The organism is Pinibacter soli (assembly GCF_029961145.1).
GTDB classification, from domain to species: domain Bacteria; phylum Bacteroidota; class Bacteroidia; order Chitinophagales; family Chitinophagaceae; genus Pinibacter; species Pinibacter soli.
This window is the reverse complement of the sequence record NZ_JASBRG010000003.1, coordinates 211833-231497: the sequence shown is the minus strand read 5'-3', so window position 1 is coordinate 231497 and position 19665 is coordinate 211833. Positions and strand designations below refer to the sequence as shown.

Below are 19665 nucleotides of genomic sequence, written 5' to 3'. Positions count from 1 at the left end.
AGTCTCTTCAACTATTTCCATTTGAATGGCAAGTACCAATTGTCTTTGTTCATTAGTTTTGCACGCACTTCACTTGCCCTCGGGTTATTTTCTCTTACCAGTTTCTCATAAACTTTATTGGCAAGAAATGCAGGATCGTTTCTTCTTAACGCAACTCTCAAAAGGTCTGACCATCTTCTTCCTTCAGAAGCCAACTCAAGTCCTGCTTCGCTTACAATACCTTCTTCAATAGACAAAGTACTATCGCCTGTAACTGTTTGTGAGTAAAGATTTGCGCGACCGCGAACACCCACATTCAGACACCAGTCACCTGTAATTTTAGGGTTGTCGCTTTTGCGTGCGTCAAAGTTGTAAGGGAATCCTTCGCCGGTAATTTGTTTTGGAATGGTTGTCAATCCCTGGTTTACGATGGCATATGCAAGACTTTGGTGGTTATCGCGGTTTGCAGCTTCTGCAAAATCAAGGTGCATAGATGCCGCACGATATAAGAACCATTTACCGTTTTTCTCAAAAACATTCAACGGCGTAAAACCTGTACCATTAAGATAGTTGTACAAATATTTCATAACAACCGGCTGTCCGTCTATTGAACGTGCGGTAAAGACTTTTCCTCTTGCGTCGTAAGCGAAGTCATTTTTCTGTACCTGCGCATTCCATGTATCCAGTGCATATTGCGAAGGTTTTAACTTGTAGCTACCGCCGCGGTTTGAAAACAGATCGACGAAAGGATCAACTGGATCAAAGCTTTTATTGAATGGCAGGAACCATACCCACTCACGATCAAACATTGCGTCTTCATCGCGTGCAAACATGGAGCGCCAGCCCTGGGAGTTGTTATCGATCAACATGCCTTCGTCTTCTTCCCTGTAACGTACATAACCAACTGCCAGATCATTGTTATCTGCTTTGGAAGCACCTGTGAGCCTGTAGTTGTACAAGTCGCCGGTGCCACCGGTTTCCATAAGATTTTTTAAAATAGAAGCCGCTTTATGATAATCATTTCTCCACAGGTAAAGCTCGCCCAGTAAGGCTTCTTTGTTTACGAAAAACTTCTTTGTGGTATAGCCATCTACTGTTGCAACCAAACTTGATGTAGCTGAATAAGGTTTTATGTATGGTAAGCCTTCCATTGTTTTGATCAACTCATCCAACAATTGATTGAACGGAATGCGTGGCATCAATCCTACATTTTGCATGTCGGTTGTTGTAGATAAAGGGTCTGTAACATAAGGCACACTACCGAACTGTATACCTAGTTGCAAATACACCCATGAACGCAATGCAGCTATATCAGAGTAGCGCATATTGTATTCTTCCTGCTTCAATTTTTTATCACGCAACATGATGTCGAAGTTCGCCATCACATCATTGCAATTCATGATAACAGTATAAAACGGTTTTGGATTGGCATAGAGGTTGCCTTCTTTTACATCATGCTCGTTCAGCTGCTTCAAATATTCATCAGCAGTTGCAGTAGTGCTCATGAGATCGGCCCTTACTTCATTAAGCACTATGTAAGGGGTGGCAAGACTCATGAATTTTCCATACACGCCGATCACTGCGGCATCTGCATCAAATACGTTACGGTACATGTTCTTTTCCTCCAGCACATCTTTCGGAGCTACGTCGACCAATTTATTGCACGATGCGATCATTGCTGATAAAGCCAGTGCAGGAACAATATATTTATATGCTTTAAAAACTCTCATAACTTCTAAGCAATTGTTTTATTAAATGATTACAAACCAAGGCGCAGGCCCAACTGAAATGATTTATACTGTGGCTCCAGCACGGCATCAACTCCCTGACCAAATACACTTGATGTAGCGCTAAACTCAGGATCGTACCCAAGGTATTTTGTGAACGTGAGCAAATTATTTGCAGTAGCATAAATGCTCGCATACTTTACAAATCGTGGCTTCATTGGTACATCGTATGAAAGCGATGCTGTTCTAAGGCGTATGTATGAGCCATCCTCGATCCATCTGTCGGAGAAACGGCTGTTGCCCGCAGGGTCGCCCCAGGTTGCTCTTGGCACATTTGTTACCTGCCACTCTGTTCTCCATCTGTTAACCGCGGCTAATGTTTGATTCTCGTAGCCACTCATTGATTCAAGCTGGCGACGTGTATAATTGTACACATCATTTCCTTTGCTGTAAGTGAACAAGAGATCAAGTGAGAAGTTTTTGTATGACAAATGGCTGGTGATAGCCCCAAAGAAATCAGGGTTTGGATTACCGATAACCTGTTTATCTTTTTCGTCGATCACTTTATCCATGTTGCTGTTTACAAATTGTACATCCCCAGCCCGGAATGCGGTGTAGCCTCCGGTTGCGTTCTTTGTACTGAGTCCATCACCAAGCGCCTGAGCAGAAGTAGCATAAACCCCTTTTGTTTTGTAACCATAGAAAAGATTTGGCGCACTACCTACTTTAGTAATGATGGATGCATCTGCGAAATCAGTAATGATTTGGTCCACAGGCAACTTCGTGATGGTTGATTTGTATTGTGCAATGTTGAAACCAAGATCCCACTTGAAGTTTTTGTTGTTGATCAAACGTGCATTTACGTTTACTTCATAACCGTTGGTTTTCATGCCACCGCTATTGGTCACCATGTAATCCATACCGGTTGCTGTAGCTGCCGGTTCATACACAATCATCTTGTCTGTTTTGTTGTGATAAACGTCAGCGCTGATGCTGAGTCGTTCGTTGAACAATGAAACATCAAGACCACCGTTCAGTTTTGTTGCCGCTTCCCACTGTAGAGAAGGATTGCCTGCATTACCGCGAACAAGCCCTTCGATACCCAACAAGTTTTGTGAGGTATAATATTTACGGGAAGTAAAGTTGCCTATATCATCATTGCCGGTCATGCCAACAGATGCACGTAATTTCAACAGGTTGATCCATTTTGCACGTGACATAAAATTCTCAGATGACACCAACCATGCACCTGAAAGTGAAGGCATCAACGGATAATTGTTGTTTCCAAAATGTATAACAGTAGCGTCTGTCACGTCTGTACCAAATCTTGAAGAACCGTCTATTGCCATGTTGAATGACAGGAAATATTTGCTGCGCAAATTGTAATCTGCGTTAAAATAAGTATTGAACCATCTCCACTCTCCCATGGTTCCACCAATGCGGCGTAATGAGTTCAAGCCATAGCCAACGCCTTTCATATCATCTGTTGCAGAGTTATAGCCAAAACCATTATCCTGCTCGCTTGTGCTTTTGATATAACGGAAACCAACTCTTGCTGCAAATGAATGGATGTTGTTGATCGTTTTTGTGTAAGACAAACGGGTGTCATTGGAAACAGAGAACATTCTCAAAACCTGCGCTCCGGACTGGTTTAAAGCAATCGCATTATCCAATGTATCGCCTACTACACCAGCCTGTGGGACAAAGAAAGATTCTCTCACTTTATCCATAGTCACTGCAAGCGTAGAAGCTAAAGAAATATTTTTATTGATGCTGTAATTGAAATTTACCGAACCAATAAAGCGATAATTCTTATTCAACGCTTGCATATTCTGTATAATCGCAACCGGATTGCTTTTGCCAAAAATATCAGCATCGGCAAGTGATGGTGATTCTATTCCGTTGTCTGCAACTTCGTGCGTTGACAGGAACGGCGATTTAATTAATGCAGCGTAAATTGGATTCGTTTTGTAATTGGCTCCCTGATCTTTTAACTGCTGCTCCGTGTAGGTAAAACTTAAGTTGGTAGCTGCGGTCAATCTTCTGCTCAAATTAAAATCTGCGTTGAAGCGGGTATTATATCTTGACAAACCTGAAGATGCGATCACTCCGTTATTTTTTAAAAAGCCCATTGACAACGCATACTTCGCCACGTTATCACCACCGGTGATCTTCAAATAGCCATTCGCAATCGAACTGTTTTTCAGTACTTGTTTTTGCCAGTCGGTACTGTTATGATACATGTAGTAACCTGGCTTTGACGGATCATCGTTCATGTAAGGCAATGACTGAATGTCTTTTGCGGTCATGCCTTTTGACTGCAATAACTCATCAAGCATGATGCGGTAATCGCTGGCATTCATAACCGGCAAGGGATCTGGAGCAATGTTTGCACCGCCATATAAAGCAACATCAATCTTTGTTGCTTCTTGCCTTGCACGTGCAGTAGTGACAAGTATTACGCCGTTTGCACCTTTCGTACCATAAGTGGAAGAACCATCTTTTAATACGGTAATGTTGTCAATATCTTTTACGTCAATGTACTGTAACGGATTGTTGTAATGATTTTCAATGAGCGAACTACCATAAGAAGAAATATCAAACACAATACCATCTACTACGATCAACGGTTGATTGGTAGCATACAAAGAAGAGTAACCTCTTAAGAAAAGATTCGCTCCGATGTTTGGCGTTCCTGAACGACGAATAGCATTCAAGCCAGGAACTTTTCCCTGCAAGTAAGAATCCGGCGTTTCGCCCACCAAAGAGCTATTGTTTGTTACCTGCACAGATGTAGCAGCATTGGTAAGCGCAGATTTCGGCGCAATATTAAACGGCAAACTTATCTCATCATAGTAAGATGTGAAGCCGTTCTCATACAGCGCTGCCATTACATTATGCTCGCCTTTCAAAGCAATTTCTTTTGCCTGGTAGCCGTCTGCTTCTACGTGCAACGTCACTTTGTAATCCGGAACTTTGATAGAAAAATTTCCTGCACTGTCTGTGATCGTCGCTGCACTGTTCAAATAACTAATTTTTGCGCCATTCAACACTTTGCCCGTTGCTGCATCTCTGATGGAGCCTGTCGCCACGCCTCCTTTCGATGCTTTTTTCCCATCCTGAGCATGCACATATACACCGGAAGAAAGCAAAACTGCTATCATCCAAAATCTTTTTATGTTAACCATTCGTAGCATTTTTTCTTTGTAATAGACCTGGGTTTTCTTGATTAAAACGATGGAACGAATTTGAGATAATCGAGTGTGAGGTTCAACGGCACACCAGTTGTGGCAGTAGCCGGAGCAAGCAGCCGGATACGCTTCATCGACGCTGTATCTGAGCGATCAGTTGCCGGTGGCGCAGACAATGGATAATCATAGCTTGCATTTGTATAATCTCCCAAGTACACTTCACTATACACTCTCGGTGTAACAGCCATCTGTTTATTAAACACCGGGGTATATACCGGGCTAAAGCTGTAATCACCAATCTGCAATATCTGCTGCAATGTGGAGTCAGTGCCATACGGATCATCGCCTTGTCCGGAAATTGTTTTATCGCTGAATGCCACCCAGTACACCTTGTATTTTCCGGTGTACAATTGATTGGTCAAATAATCAACGTAATAATTAGCCCCACTGGATCCCAGGTTCATGTAGATATCTTTAAAGTTCAAACCAGTCAAGGTATTGAGGCGATTCCTGTAAAATATTTTTGTCAGGTATTTATCGGCAGTACTTGCAAATCTTGAAGGATACTCTCCTTCTACTTTGAAAGAAGGAATTTTTTCTGCCATGTCGCAAGCTGCTTCGCTAAGTACATACACGATGCCATTGCTCACTTTACGCGTTTCAACAATCTTCGCCTGGTTGATCGGAACATGTACGCCAAACTTCGACAACAACGCTGATGGTAATTGTGACGGTGTGTACAGTCCTGAAATGGCAAGATCCTTCACTACGTTCCATGATGAGTTATTCGTTACAATGTCAGTCTTGCTGCTTTGGAAATAAGGTCTCTGCCTGTCTACTTCAGAATTAAATCCAGGGTTTGTTAAAACGATGTATGTATATAAGCTGTCTTCAGCAGCAATGTCGTAAACTTTTGTTTTGAACGTATTCACCACTACCATTCCGGTATTTGGTTTGAATACAGAATCGCCTGTTATTGGATTGATGCTGTCCAACACTGCTTTGGTACGATCCTGCTGCAAAAAGTTCAGTGAAGAAATGTAGCCGTTTTGTGTATACGTACTTGCAGATGTTACTACATAATCCCAAACGTTTGGCAATGGCGTGATCACCTTATCTATTATGTGCAATACACCGTTGCGCACAGCAATGTCTGCATCTTTGATATTAGCGTCATCAAACTTTTTGTTGTAAAAAAATACACGTTTGCCGTTTAACATTGCTACCCTTATAGAGTCCATTGCATTGCGTGTGAAAAATTGCTGGCTTGCTATCATGTTTTGCAGCACAGCTTTCAGCTTTGCTGTATCACTTACCACATCTGCCGGAAGTGCTGCCAGTGCTTCATTTACAGGCGCAAATACGGTGTAGTTCTTCGAAGAGCTAAGCACTTTATCCAAACCTGTTTTTGTTAAATACTCACTGAATTTGCTGAGGCTTGCATTTTTATTGATCTGTTCGAGCAGGTTTTCATTAAGTGCCTGTTGACCTACTGTATTGTGCTCATCCCATTTTTTACAGGACCATGTTCCTGTCACAGCTATGAAAACTACCAGCAATATATATTTTGTTGTTGACCGCATTTTTCAAAAAAATTTATAACTACAATTCTTATCACCTGTCATTTGTGATGACGCTTATTAATACTCAATCGATCCATCCGGATTGAATCTCGGAACGGTTTGGTTCATGCCTACAGGAATGAAATGTACCATGTCGAAGTTGCAATCTGAGTTACTTCCGGATACAAGGTCAAATCTGATCTTGTGTCTGCCTGTAACTTTCACGTCTACGATTCCAAGCATACGTGCCGCAGTAGAACCGGATTTTTTTGCAGCACCTGCCCACCATTTCCAGCCAAGTGCTTCCTGCTCTGCTTCTTTCAGCGGATCTATTGTTGATATTTTTGCGTGGAACTGTATCAACGCACTGTTCAAAGGAATGGAATCAAATGAGCCCTGTACAGCGATGATCTTGCTTGTATTTTGCGTGAAGTATGTGAACCACACTTTGTATTTTCCTTTTACCAACAAAGGCGTTGTGAATTCAATCCATGTGTTACCCGCACAGTCACCAAGGTTATCGGTGTTACTTCCTTTTGTTCCAAGCCCCATCTGCCAGTAATCGCCCAAGTAACCAGTAACACCTGCTCTGTATTTTAAACAGCTTTTTTCCCATTTCACATCTTTCAAAGTGTTACCATCGCCATAATCAAACAGGTAAGTTTTCTTTTTGTACACCGCTGTAAGCCTTGTTAATTCAGGCACTTCAGCGCACAGATCCCAATACACAGGGAACGGATTTCTCACTTTGATCTTCAGGTGACCCAATGCTTTGTGCAAAACACCATTCGTTGCTGACACATCACTGCCGGCTTGCTCAAGCTCTACACCAGGCTCATGCACGGTGCCGTCGATAGTGCTGTACTCATCGTCATTGAGCAATACTTTTTTGTTGATCATTTTATCTGTAACCACTTCAAGTGGTGCGAGTGTTTGATGTGAACCTGACATCACGATGTCTGCCAGGTATTTCACATTGTCGAGGATATGATAGGCTACATATAAATGCAGACTATCTTTGGGATTTTTAGGGTCTCCTGTGTTGCAATATTTCGCTTTTAGCTCCGCATAATTATGGAAGCCTGAGTCAGCCAATGCTTTGTTGGTCTCTGCAATGAGCGTGAGCCATCTTTGAGAACCATTAGCATATTTCATGGAGTTCAATGTATCGTAGTAGCCTGTTCCCTTCAGGGCTTCTGTGAAAACTGAGTAGTCCGGGTTTTGCGCGGCCAGTTGAGCCAGCGTATAAGTAGTAGGTGTCAGCACAGCATCAACAACTTGTATGATACCGTTACCTACAATTATGTTTGCTTGTTTTACCAAAGCCTGGCGATTCACCACAAAAGAAGAAATACCATCTTTATTGCTAACGCCGGTTACAAGAAACTGTCCATACATTGTTACAGATGGAAGCTTACCATCGTTGAAATCGGCAGTACTCACGATTTCTTCCAGCATATGGAAACGGATAATGTCTTTCATCTGATCAACTGTCAGCTGATCAAGAGATGATTTTCCAATAGATTTGAGGTAGCTATTTATCGCATCGTCTGTCGGTGCAAATAAAGTGTAGGTACCATATGCATTCAGGAATGCATCGTAGCCTGTTCTGTTTACAATATCTATCAACAAAGAGAATCGCTTCAAAGTATCCTGTTTCAGATAGTCGAGCATGTTCACATCTGTTGTTGTAGTTTCTTTAATATCAACTTTTTTACAGCTTTTCAATGTAACACCCGCCATACAGGCAATAGTGATGATCATTAAAAGAAATAAAATCTTTCTCATAAACAAGCGATGTTATTATTTGTAAAATGGGTTTTGAACCAATGCTTTGTTAGTTTGCAATTCGTATTGGTATATCGGGAAATAATGACTGTTGTGATCGAGCATTTTTGCCTGCGCAGTACGAACCATGTTCGCTGGTACGATGCCCGCAATCATGTCTTGCAAATAAGCAATGTTCTCGTAGTTGTTTTTCTTCACATAACGCAGTACATCGTACCAGCGTTTTCCTTCAAACATAAATTCGCGTGCTCGTTCTTCGAGAATGAACAGAGACACTTCATTAACATTCGCAGGATCGGGATTGTTATCTGTTCCCGGCAATGCGTTTCTGTTGCTACGCAGTGCTCTTACGATGTCAAGTGCTGCGGAACCTTGTCCTTTTTGTGCAAGTGCTTCTGCTTTCATCAACAAAACATCTGCAAAGCGATATACAAACCAATGGGCATAAGAATCGCCGGGTGCAATCATGTCCTTATCATTTTTGCCAATGTATTTCCAGATCACGCCATCTTCTGCACGAACAGATACTCCATCTGCACGAATATCTTTTGCTCCAAAAACCGCATCACTTGTGTACACCTGGTCCATCACTCTGTTAGCTGCAACGAAACGCCTAGTGCCTATTCCGAACATGTAATAGAAATCATTTACCTTTTGAGCATTGTATTGCACTTCAAACATACTCTCTGTAGAGTTACCTGTGCGGTAAACGGTATTGTACCATGCGCTTGATGGTGCCAATAAACCAAAGCGACGAGAGTTGATCACTTTGTCGCAGGCAGCAACAGCTTCATCATACTTTTCCATCCATAAATAGACATCGGCCTGAATTGCATTTACAGTGTATCTTGTAAGGCGCCCTTTGTCAGATGCATTGTCGCCGTATGTGAGCAGTATTTTTGGTTCTGCTTCATTCAAGTCTTTAATGATTTGTGCCAGCACATCCTGCTGCGAACTTTTTGCAATGGTCACTATCTCCTCATCGCTTGATGTTGATTTCAATTTTAATGGCACATCACCAAAGCTTCTTACGAGATAAAAATACATGAGCGCTCTCATCGCCTTTGCTTCTGCCACATAAGCATCCAATGCTTCCTGTGTAAAAGTTTTATCTGAAGCCAACACATCGGGAGCAAAATCAATGACTGTGTTGCAATAGTTGATGGTTCTGTAAACCGGACGCCAGTTAACGATTGAGTTGCTGGGTACAGTGTTCACATTCATCACTTCAAACTCTTCGGCAATCGTTCCAGTTGAAGGAGCGAGCATGTCTGCACGCAACTCTCCCCACAGGAAGAACTGCTCCGGCAATGATCTGTCCTTGCCGGTTGGATCATCGAGCAGAGATGCGTAAGTGCCTATTACCGCTGCCTTCACCTGTTCTTTCGTGTTCCAGTAATCTTGTCTTATGATGCCGTCCGATGGTTTCAGATCGAGCCACTTGCTACAGGAGGCTGCACTGAACAGAACCAACAAAAGACAGCATGTTTTCAACCAATATTTTCCTTTAAACATCTTTATCCGTTTTGAAGTATTTTTAATTAGAACGAAGCAGTTAACCCAAGTGTGAATGTTTTTACCGGCGGTGTCATCGCTTTATCTGTGGCTACACGGAACGGATCTGCACCACGCATGTTCACTTCAGGATCCTGTCCTCTGTACGTTGTCCATGTAAACATGTTTTCAGCTGTGAGGTAAGTGCTTAGGTTTTTAATTTTCAGTCTGTCAGTTATTTTCTTTGTAAATGTGTAACGCAATGTTGCTGTTCTGAAACGAAGGAAAGAACCATCCTGTACGTATCTGTCAGAACCAAGCCAGTTGTAACCTGTCTGATACAATGCACGTGGAATATCTGTTTCGTCACCTGGTTGTCTCCATCTTCTCAGCACGGCTGTACTTTGATTATCGTAGTAGTACATGTTTGTACTTGCCATTTCAGTTCCGTTGATGATGTCATATTTGTAACGGAAGTTGAAGAATGTAGAAAGTCTGAGCGTGTTCTTATAACCGATGTTAAATCCGAAACCACCGGTAAACATTGGGTTACTATTACCAAGGTATACGATATCGCGATAGTCGATATTACCATCGTGGTTTACGTCTTTATATTTCGCATCGCCCGGTTGGAAAGTGTAGTCAGTTGTAGGATAGTTAAAACGCATATACACTCTGTCTCCTTTTGGAGAAACGATTTGCTCGCCTTTTTCATTTTTTGCTACTGTCGCGTCAAGATCTTTATACACGCCTTCGTATTTGAAGCCATAAAAAGAGCCGAACGGATTATTTACCTGCATGTATGTTTTATACTGTCCGTTCTGTGTGATGTTTCCTTTTTCCAGCGGATAGAATTCTGATATTTCACGGATAACGTTTTCGTTACGTGCGATATTAAAATTCACATCAACAGTCCAGTTTTTTGTTTTCAACGGAGTAGTGTTCACACCCAACTCCCATCCCTGGTTGTCCATGGTGCCCACGTTCATGTCCACATTGTTGAAACCATTGATGGAAGCGATCTGCAAGCCATAGAACAACAGATCTTTTGTACGATTTCTGTAGAACTCCACATCGATGTTTACCCTGTTTTTAAACATGACAAGGTTTACACCTGCGTTTGCGCCAACTACAGTTTCCCATTTCAATTGATTGAGCTGCATATTGGAGGAATAAACGCCTGCCTGATCAAGATAGTTCCATGCAAAATTGTTATAGGTGTTGTAGAAAGAATAATCGTTCTTAGGTGCGTTACCGCTGCGGCCATAACTCAACCTGAAGCTCAAATCATCTAGTTTATTTCTATAGCGTTGCATGAACGATTCGCCGGACACGCGCCATCTACCTGATATAGAAGGAAACAAACCATAGCGGCTATTCGCAGAAAGTCTTGAGTTACCATCGCCACGTACACCTACGTTGACGATGTAACGATCAAGGAATCCGTATTGCGCGTTGAGCAATGCGCCCACGCTTCTTGATTGTTTTGTAACTGAAGTTAAATTTGAACCAGTACTTGTAGCACGCGAAGGCACTGATGGATCCTGCAAATCAGAAGATGCGGTGTTGCTTGTCAGCGCCTGATACGAAACGGTTTTGTTATCGTAGGTCATCACATTGAACAATGCAACCAGCGAGTGTTTTGGACTTTTAAATTGTGGTGTGTACACCAAACTTGTTTTTGTCTGCACGTTGAATGCATCGTTATCCCCGTCATACGCTTTGTTTACCACAGCTTCTGTCCATGGTCTTCCGGTTGCAACCTGTGGCAGGAAGCTTTTATTTTTTGTATTACTGATATCGAACTGTACATCTGCAGTAAGCATCCAGATGTTTGGCACAAAGCTGTACTGAAGATTGAACTTAGGAATAACTCTTTCCGTGATCACATTATTGGTGGCTTTGCTTGCCATTGCCATAATGTTGTAAGTTCCCGGATATTGACCTTGTATATTAGCTGCCGGTGAAAAAAAGTTAGGTGTCAGATTTCCGTACTCATCATATTCGTAAATGCTTTGGTTAGGCATTTTGATGTAACTGATGTTGCGCAGTGCATCAGAATAGTTTTTATTGTTTTCAGTATGCGCATAAGAAAGATCTGTTCTGATTTTTATTCTTTCAGAAACGTTGTAATCCAGGTTGATCCTTGTGCTGATCCTGTTAAGATCTGTTCCAAGTGTAACCCCTTTCTGATCGAAATACCCCAGTGATGCATAGTATCTCGCCTTATCGCCACCACCAGTTAGTGATATGTTATGATCCTGAATGGTACCGTTGCGTGATATCGCGCCGATCCAGTCTGTGTTGTTGCTGTAGTTGTAATACCAGTAAGGATCGTTGGGATCAAAACTAAATTCCTTAACGGTTTGTGTATTTAAAGGAATACCGTTTCTATTCATGAACTCTTCCGGAATCAGTGTCGAGTACTGATCACCTGTAAGCATTGGAAGCGGTTTTGCTTTTGCAGAAAGTGATCCTTTAAATGTATAGGTTAAAGAAGGTTTGCCTTTCGCGCCTCTTTTTGTAGTGATCACCAAAACGCCGTTTGCTGCACGTGAACCCCATACTGCGGTAGCAGCTGCGTCTTTCAAAATGGTGATGTCTTTAATATCAGAAGGTGCAATGTTTAATAAGGATGCGTAGCCCTGATCATCTGCTGTACCGAAGTTAAAATCTGATGGAACCTGTGTTTCATAAGGCATTCCATCTACTACGATCAATGGATCGTTAGAAGCATTGATAGACGATGTACCCCTGATGCGTATCTGCATGCCGGCACCGGGATCACCTGAGTTTGCTGAGATATCCACACCCGGCATACGACCTTGCAATGCCTGATCAATGGATGATGCCTGCATTTCTTCCATCTCTTTTGCATTGATCTTGGATGCGGCGATTGTAAGGTTTTTCTCAGCAACCGGCAACATGCCGTTGTCAATTCTCTTCTGCCCTACTACCACCACTTCTTCAATTTCTTTGGAGTTGGATTCCATCGAGATGTTGAATACTTTTCTTCCGTTGATAGTTAGTTCATCAATGGTTTTGTAACCGATGATGGAGAAGCTGAGCTTATTCTTTGTATTGGAAATATGAATGGCAAAGTTTCCTTCCACATCCGTGCTCACACCGCGTATGATACGCTTGTCTGCATCTACTTCCGTAACGGACACATTACTGATCGGATGCCCCTTTTTATCTACGACCTTTCCTGTTACTGTAACAGATGTTGCTGCATTCTGTGCAAACAATCCCACTGTTACCAATAGCAGCAAGGCAAAGCTGAACAGTTTTCTGGTTAAAAGAATTTTCATACAAATAATTATGGGGATTAGTTGTCGTTATACTTTAAGTAGTTATCAATGAGGTGTATCACGCAGCGGCTGGAAAGGTTGTTGCTTTTTGCGTTGATCACGTTTGCCGCACGATTGTAGTTGTCAATTACCGATAAAGCACCGGGGCTATTCACTACCGTCATCTTTAAGTTGTTACCCAATGCGTTCTGGTAAAACGAATTGAACACACCTGAAGAAACGCCATCTGGCACTACTGTGTGGCCAAAAAGGAAATGGTACTGCAGGAATTTTCTCACCAGGTTTTTTTGGCCTTCATCTGTTGGATTAAAATTTGGAACCTTGTTAGGCGCGGTTCCCGTACCAGGCAAAATGCCATCATTCACCGCTTGTGTTATTGCAGCATTGGTTGGAATGAATACTGTTGAAAAGCCCGTCAATCCAATGATATCGTTTGTCGTAGCGTTGAAAACAGCAACACTGTTATTCAGATACTGCCAGAAATAATTGTAATCGGAAGTTGTGGGTGTACCCAGATTTTTGATGTGATAACCAACAGGTTTATCAGTATAGATCGGCAACTGGTTGATGAAATATACTTTACCATTCACTGCTGTTTTTACACTGTCTACTTTTGCTACTATACTTGCATCCTGTAAGCCTGCTGTTACAATGGTGTTGTTGTTGAATTTGATGTAATCACCTTCTGTACCTGCGTCACCGGATCTTACAATGTCTGCACCTGAAAGATCATCAATCATTGCGCGGAAAGGATCAAAGAATACGCAGGTTTTCGTGATACGTGTTAATTTATCATCTACGCCGTTCGTAGTAGCACTTCCGCCCGCTGGTGTATATTCAAACTGGCTCTTGGAAACGTTGTAACTGTAACCGGCTGCTGTCCAAACGTTATCAGGGATCATCAGCACGTTTACCGGAACATTTGATTTTGCCACTAATAATTTAAGACCGGTGAAATTCAGCAAACGTGTCATCATCGTGAATTTCGGATTCAGGTAAGCTTTGCTGTAAACGGTACTGAACACATCTGCTTCCTCTACTTTATTGGTGCCGTACAGGAACCCATTGCTTAATACTTTTCTGTCGAAAATATCAGTGTATGGATCGAAGCGCGGAGGCTCACTGAATTTATTACGTGTTACTGAAAACTTAGTTGGCCAAACTGCCGTAGAAAACAAGTGCGCATTCAGGAAGTCGGCAATAATGTCAACAGGCATTTGATCCAATGAAGGATAGTATTCGCACAAAACGGTTTTCACGTATTTGTCAACCGCGTCATTTTTTGGAATAAACATAGTCCAGCAATCTTTCTGTCCGTCGTTGTCTTCTTCTTTAGTAAAGTTCTCGTTGTTAGGTGCGTAAGATAAAAGGCTGGAATAAACTTTTACAAACACTGAATCTCCTTTACCGGACAATACCTGGTAGCGGTGCGTGGCATCTGCATTATAAATATACTGCACCATGTTGTTCACATACAAACGGTTAAGTATTGCGCGGAAGCTGCTGTACTCGGGCTTTGTAGCGATGTACTCATCAATGCTTTGCAATGGAGTGATTACTTTGTCCACTTCATGAATGATCCCGTTTTCTGCAACGATGTCTTGCTTAACAACTGTAGCCGGCCCCACATTAAATCCTTTATATTCTGATTCAGGATAAAAATATTTGTAGTCTTCTGCAGTCAGATTATTTGCTTTGAAAAAATCATCAGTGAAGTAGGTAATATATTTATTGTTGAAATCATTGCTGATGTAGTTACCATCCAACGCGCCTTTACTATTTCTGTTATTGGCAACCGCAACAATAGGTTTATTGTTTAATCCGAAGTCGTTGTAGAAGCCTGTGTAGTACGCGGTACGTCTCCTGAAAGCGGCTGATGCCGTCCATCCTGCATTATTGGCTGTTGCCTGGTAATCATCCAGCCTGTCTTTTTTAAATTCGTTGTACACAAGTAAATACTGCACCATTGCCCGCGCCGTTACAGAGTCGATCGCCCCTACACCTGCAATGCCTTTTTCCTTAAAGAACTTTTGAAATGCATCATCGTTGGGTGCGAAGAATGTCCAGTAACCAGCAGCACCAAGCGTTTCTTTATAGCCTGACTTGTCGATTAAAGCCAGCAGACTCTTAAACCTACCCATGCTATCCAGTTGCTGGTAGACAGGCGGCTGTAAATTATCGGGACGACCATAATAGGCGGCCCATTCTTTCTTGCGGCAATTGGCAAATAGCAATGTAGCGGCAACAAAAATGCAAACTCTTTGAAGCGTTTTATTCATATGACCTTTAATGTGGTTGTGAATATCAGAACAAGGAAGTGCCTATATCTCCTGCATCAGGAGATAGCAATCAACTATAAAAACAGGATAAAAAATCACTCACGCACATACATGCGTTAGGAGTTATTACCTATCCTGGTGAATTAAATGACCAATAAAACTGTGGATTTTTTTACGTTGCCGGGAATGTGGCATACGCGTATTTGAAAGTATAATAGTGGTTACGTACATGGCAGTGTCGTTTTAGGTTTAGAATCGCATGAAACGAAGCCTTTTGGCATTCCTTTCAATGATAAAATTAGCCGGATATTCAGTTTAACCATCCTGAGCCATCCTGAAATTTTTACATTTATCTTACAAAACAGGCAATTTTATTGATTTTATATGAAATCTACCTGATTATTTTTAAGTTTCACAAACCTTTTATTATTGCAAATAGATCAACGACACTTCCGGCAACGATTGCGTAAATAAATTTTGCGGGAACGCTTGTCCTTACATGGGTTTCGACTGTGCTAACCTAACTGTCCAAACGTAAATTTTTATTGCTGTATCACCCTTGTTATTATCGTACAAGTGTTGCGCTCATCAATCCAATCACTACATCATTAGCAATGGCAGTCACAGTAAGCGATACCAGCTCTTTCGACGCATCTAGCGGCAAATCCAGTACTGTAGCGGCTCCGCCTTCAATAGCCATATTACTGAATCCCTTAATACTTTTGTAATTGCTGTAGTCGTTTGTGATCAAACCTGTTGCCAGGTGAACGCGAACGGGCCTTACACGACTTGCATAAAACGCATGGCCATCAATGTAATAGTCCTGTTCTATGGGCAGCCAGTTGGTTGGATTCTCCAGTTGTAAAGTGTCGGCAGATCCGTCTGTATAACGAACAACTACACTCCCATTCGTCAGCCTTGTTTGCATTGGATTGGTAGAACCGGCCATAAGCATATAAATATGCGAAGCCTTGCCGCTGAGCGGAACTCTTACGCTTTTCGGATAGTTGTCCCATTGTGAAGTGAATGCAATATTGTTCATCTCCGGTGAAGAAGTGGTCGCTAAAGGAATATTGTTACCAACAGTAATTTCATTTTGAGCACCTGCTTTGCTGCGCAGTCCGGCATCATCAATCGTTGGTTTAATCATTGGATAACACCAGTTACCGATACCTTGATAAGGCAATTGTAAAGTGGTTGTAGCAGGACGCGGCGATTCGTATTTGTTTTTGAAAATGTTTGTCACCTTGTCATTGAAAATAGCAGACAAATCAACTTTATCATAGCGTTTACCTGCATCCTGGCTCACATTCCAGTTTTGGACAGTTTTTTCTACAACAAATTTGCCTGCGGTTACTTTGATTTTGTTTGAGCCATACACGAGATATTTCTCAGGAACAACTATCGATGAAGATGTCGCGGTCCTTTGCAAATCAATCTGTGTTGTGAACGCATCGTTAACCGTTACAGACACCAAATGATTCATCGTAAAATTTTGCACCGCAAATGAAATTTCTTTTTTGTGCTCATCTGTTGAATCACGCACCACAAGCGGTTCGTTGATGGTAATATCTACCGGCTTCCACCATTGCATTGAACCTTGCTTCAGTTGCACAAAAAAAGTTTTGCTCCCTGAGCTTGTGTTGATAATCGCACTTACAGTTCCTTTATCTATTTTGGGACTTTGCAATATGTGCTGAGGATCATGAATGGCAAGGATGTTAGCTATTCGATAATTGAGTGCAAACCCTTCGCCACTTACCGCCGATGCCTTGTCGGATATTGGATATAAGTCGTTACCCTTCCATTTTATTTCTACAACATGCTTACCAGTTTTAGCATCTGCAATTTCTATCACTGCCTTGCCGACTGCATCGCTAACGACTTTCCAGGAAACATTTTTTCCATTCACTTTTATATACGCAATATCATCTTTGAAAGCCTGCGCTTGCAACCGAATGCCTGTTGCCTTTGCTTGTTGAATAGTATATGAGTCAATATCTCCTTTTCGCGTAAAACTAAAATTGATGTCAGGCGTTTTGATGGAGGCATTGTTCCATTCCCTCGGAAATCCAGGTGTAATAATCGTTTGGCCGTGCAAGGCATCTGGCGTGATACCAAACAACCCTTCTGTTAAAGAACGCGCAGCCATACCGATAGGATCTGCAAAGTCCCTGTACAATTCGCCACGCATCGCATCATAGAAAGATAATTGTTGAAAATTTGCAGGCGATATACCGAGATACATGCTCTCAATCAAAGCACTCTTCCATAAACGAAATGCAGCCTCGCTCCTTCCGCCCTGCCAGTATGCAAGTGAAGTGTGTAGATTTTCTGCCAGTACAACATTGTTAAGCGACCAGTCATAAGGTTGCCAGTTGGTTGTTGCCAGCACTTCATATTTTTTATCCAGGCCATTCGCAACAACAGGAATATGAGGTATTTCGTTATCCACATAACGTAATAACTGATACGATTGAAACGCATCAGACACGCCTTCATCGATCGCATGATACACTGTCCACAAGCCCGCTGAAGGATGCAACAATTGCCCGCCCATTTTATCTTTATATTCTGCAAACCAACCTCTGTCACTAATCCAAAGATTTGTTTGTATCGCCTTCAATATTTTATCTGCCTCCCGCTGATAAGGTGTTGCGTTTTTTCCTATCAACGTCGCAAGCATTGCCGCTGTCTTGTTTGCGCGATAGTTGTACGCAGATGAGTGTGTAACGCGCCCTCCGCTATATTGCAATGCATCACTCGCCCAAATGCACGCATAGGCATCATACAAACCATCATCATCGGTATCAAAATTTCGTTTCTCCCATGCGAGATGACGTTCGAGTGTTGGCCACATTTCCCGTACATAATTTGTATCACCAGTGTAATTGAAGTGATTGAGCAATTCGTCGATGAAGACAAGATTCATGTCATAGTGATGCGGCCTTTTGTCGCCACCGGGGTTGCGGCTTATATAACCACTGCTAAACATTGATGTGCCCATCTTCTCCAATTGTCTTGCAATGTTCAATGCGGTGTCTGCAATGACAGGAGCTTCCTGCGGGTCGGTAACCTGCGACAAAGCATAACTGCTAAAATGCATTCTGGCTCTATCATGCCAGCCCAGTGGATCAGCTACGTATGGCCCGCGCCACGCGTTCAAACGCATGCGCCACGCAACGGCTCCGTGCATGTATGAGGGATTTTCCCAAATACCATCTGCAGCAATGCTCAGCGCACCACCAACAGCATTTATGTAAGGATCAGGTGTGTTGACGATAATGCGATCCGCTACCGATTTTCTTTTTGCTTCTGCATCTGTGAAAACTTTTGGCAACGCATTATAAGCTGGTATTGCACCTGGATCACTGTTTTGCAATAAGAAATAAGCAGCGGCGTTTGAGATGCTCATTGTGCCATAGATCAACGGCGCTTCCGCAGATTCCTTTTTCATCAATTGCAATGGCGACTCCTGTTGTGACGCATCTCCTTTTTGCAATGTCATTTCCTCAGGAAAAATGCCCGTTATATTTTTTTGAGGATTCTTTTTATTGTCACTTTCCTTCTTTGAATTGGGAAGATGCTGTACCTCATAGCGCTCTTCCTCTGTCTGCACTTTACCGGAACCATACAATAAGTTGAAAGTATTTTTTTTTATGCTAAATGCATTGTCTTTGCAATAACCAGGCTGTAAATAAAATGATGATTCAGGATCAGCGCCAATGTCGCCATCACGTGAAAACTTTTTACCGGTTGCACCGCCGTAAACACAAATCAGTTTACAATCTTTCAATGCATTGCTGCTGCTGACTTTCACGATCATCCCTTCTTTATCTCCCAGTGGCAAAACTGTAATATACAACATCGCATCACCGAGCATTTCATCTTTGACTTCATACAACATCGATCCGGGTCTGTAGATGGCTTTGATATTTTTTGTCGCGATCAACCATTTATTGCTAACACCTTTTATCAATCCAAACTTCAGATTGCCGCCCATTCCGGGCATGTACATTGCAAATTCGGGAAGATCACCGGCTTCTACGCGAAAGGCTGTGTTGGTCCCATACAATGCACGATTGAACCTGTGCGTACCATTTTCCGTTACAAAATCATTTCCCTCCGGACGATAATGAATGGTGCGCATTTTATTGTGCCAAATCTGCTGCGCATTGACAGCTTGCATCATTAAAAATAGAATGCCGTATACTAGATGTTTCATGAAGTAGTGTTGTGTTCGGTAGAGACAAGGCACTGCCTTGTCTTGCATTGCATTGCCTTGTCCGTATTGCGCAGTATGATTCAAAATCAAGACAAGGCAGTGCCTTGTC

Annotated in this window: 8 protein-coding genes; all 8 read right to left on the bottom strand. The window is 42.2% G+C overall.

Translation table 11 applies throughout. The annotated features are described in order from the left end of the window. Positions 1-11: 11 nt before the first annotated feature. The 8 genes from QJ048_RS05495 to QJ048_RS05460 all read right to left on the bottom strand — a co-directional run bounded on the left by QJ048_RS05495 (position 12) and on the right by QJ048_RS05460 (position 19556). Positions 12-1709: a RagB/SusD family nutrient uptake outer membrane protein gene (locus QJ048_RS05495; protein ID WP_282333329.1), complete on the bottom strand. Its 1698-nt coding sequence runs from the start codon at positions 1707-1709 to the stop codon at positions 12-14. Positions 1710-1738: 29 nt separating this feature from the next. After that, positions 1739-4894, bottom strand: coding sequence for a SusC/RagA family TonB-linked outer membrane protein (locus QJ048_RS05490; protein WP_282333328.1), 3156 nt, complete (start codon positions 4892-4894; stop codon positions 1739-1741). 41 nt (positions 4895-4935) lie between these two features. Further along, complete coding sequence (locus tag QJ048_RS05485) at positions 4936-6480, bottom strand: fasciclin domain-containing protein (RefSeq protein ID WP_282333327.1); 1545 nt, start codon at positions 6478-6480, stop codon at positions 4936-4938. A 57-nt stretch (positions 6481-6537) separates the two neighbouring features. Then, positions 6538-8247: a fasciclin domain-containing protein gene (locus QJ048_RS05480; protein WP_282333326.1), complete on the bottom strand. Its 1710-nt coding sequence runs from the start codon at positions 8245-8247 to the stop codon at positions 6538-6540. Positions 8248-8262: 15 nt separating this feature from the next. Beyond that, the gene (locus tag QJ048_RS05475) at positions 8263-9762 is read right to left on the bottom strand and encodes a RagB/SusD family nutrient uptake outer membrane protein (protein ID WP_282333325.1); all 1500 of its coding nucleotides are present in this window, start codon (positions 9760-9762) and stop codon (positions 8263-8265) included. A 26-nt stretch (positions 9763-9788) separates the two neighbouring features. Then, positions 9789-13052: a SusC/RagA family TonB-linked outer membrane protein gene (locus tag QJ048_RS05470; protein ID WP_282333324.1), complete on the bottom strand. Its 3264-nt coding sequence runs from the start codon at positions 13050-13052 to the stop codon at positions 9789-9791. 17 nt (positions 13053-13069) lie between these two features. Then, positions 13070-15331 (bottom strand): fasciclin domain-containing protein, encoded by a 2262-nt coding sequence (locus QJ048_RS05465; protein WP_282333323.1) that lies wholly within the window; start codon positions 15329-15331, stop codon positions 13070-13072. Between the two features lie 565 nt (positions 15332-15896). Next, positions 15897-19556 carry a DUF4450 domain-containing protein gene (locus tag QJ048_RS05460; RefSeq protein ID WP_282333322.1) on the bottom strand — a complete coding sequence of 1220 codons (3660 nt, stop codon included), beginning with the start codon at positions 19554-19556 and terminating at the stop codon, positions 15897-15899. Positions 19557-19665: the final 109 nt, after the last annotated feature.

What these genes read in the sequence shown, in the direction of transcription:
- QJ048_RS05495 (WP_282333329.1), bottom strand. Translation starts at nt 1,709, where the DNA reads ATGAGAGTTTTTAAAGCATATAAATATATTGTTCCTGCACTGGCTTTA.
- QJ048_RS05490 (WP_282333328.1), bottom strand. Translation starts at nt 4,894, where the DNA reads ATGGTTAACATAAAAAGATTTTGGATGATAGCAGTTTTGCTTTCTTCC.
- QJ048_RS05485 (WP_282333327.1), bottom strand. Translation starts at nt 6,480, where the DNA reads ATGCGGTCAACAACAAAATATATATTGCTGGTAGTTTTCATAGCTGTG.
- QJ048_RS05480 (WP_282333326.1), bottom strand. Translation starts at nt 8,247, where the DNA reads ATGAGAAAGATTTTATTTCTTTTAATGATCATCACTATTGCCTGTATG.
- QJ048_RS05475 (WP_282333325.1), bottom strand. Translation starts at nt 9,762, where the DNA reads ATGTTTAAAGGAAAATATTGGTTGAAAACATGCTGTCTTTTGTTGGTT.
- QJ048_RS05470 (WP_282333324.1), bottom strand. Translation starts at nt 13,052, where the DNA reads ATGAAAATTCTTTTAACCAGAAAACTGTTCAGCTTTGCCTTGCTGCTA.
- QJ048_RS05465 (WP_282333323.1), bottom strand. Translation starts at nt 15,331, where the DNA reads ATGAATAAAACGCTTCAAAGAGTTTGCATTTTTGTTGCCGCTACATTG.
- QJ048_RS05460 (WP_282333322.1), bottom strand. Translation starts at nt 19,556, where the DNA reads ATGAAACATCTAGTATACGGCATTCTATTTTTAATGATGCAAGCTGTC.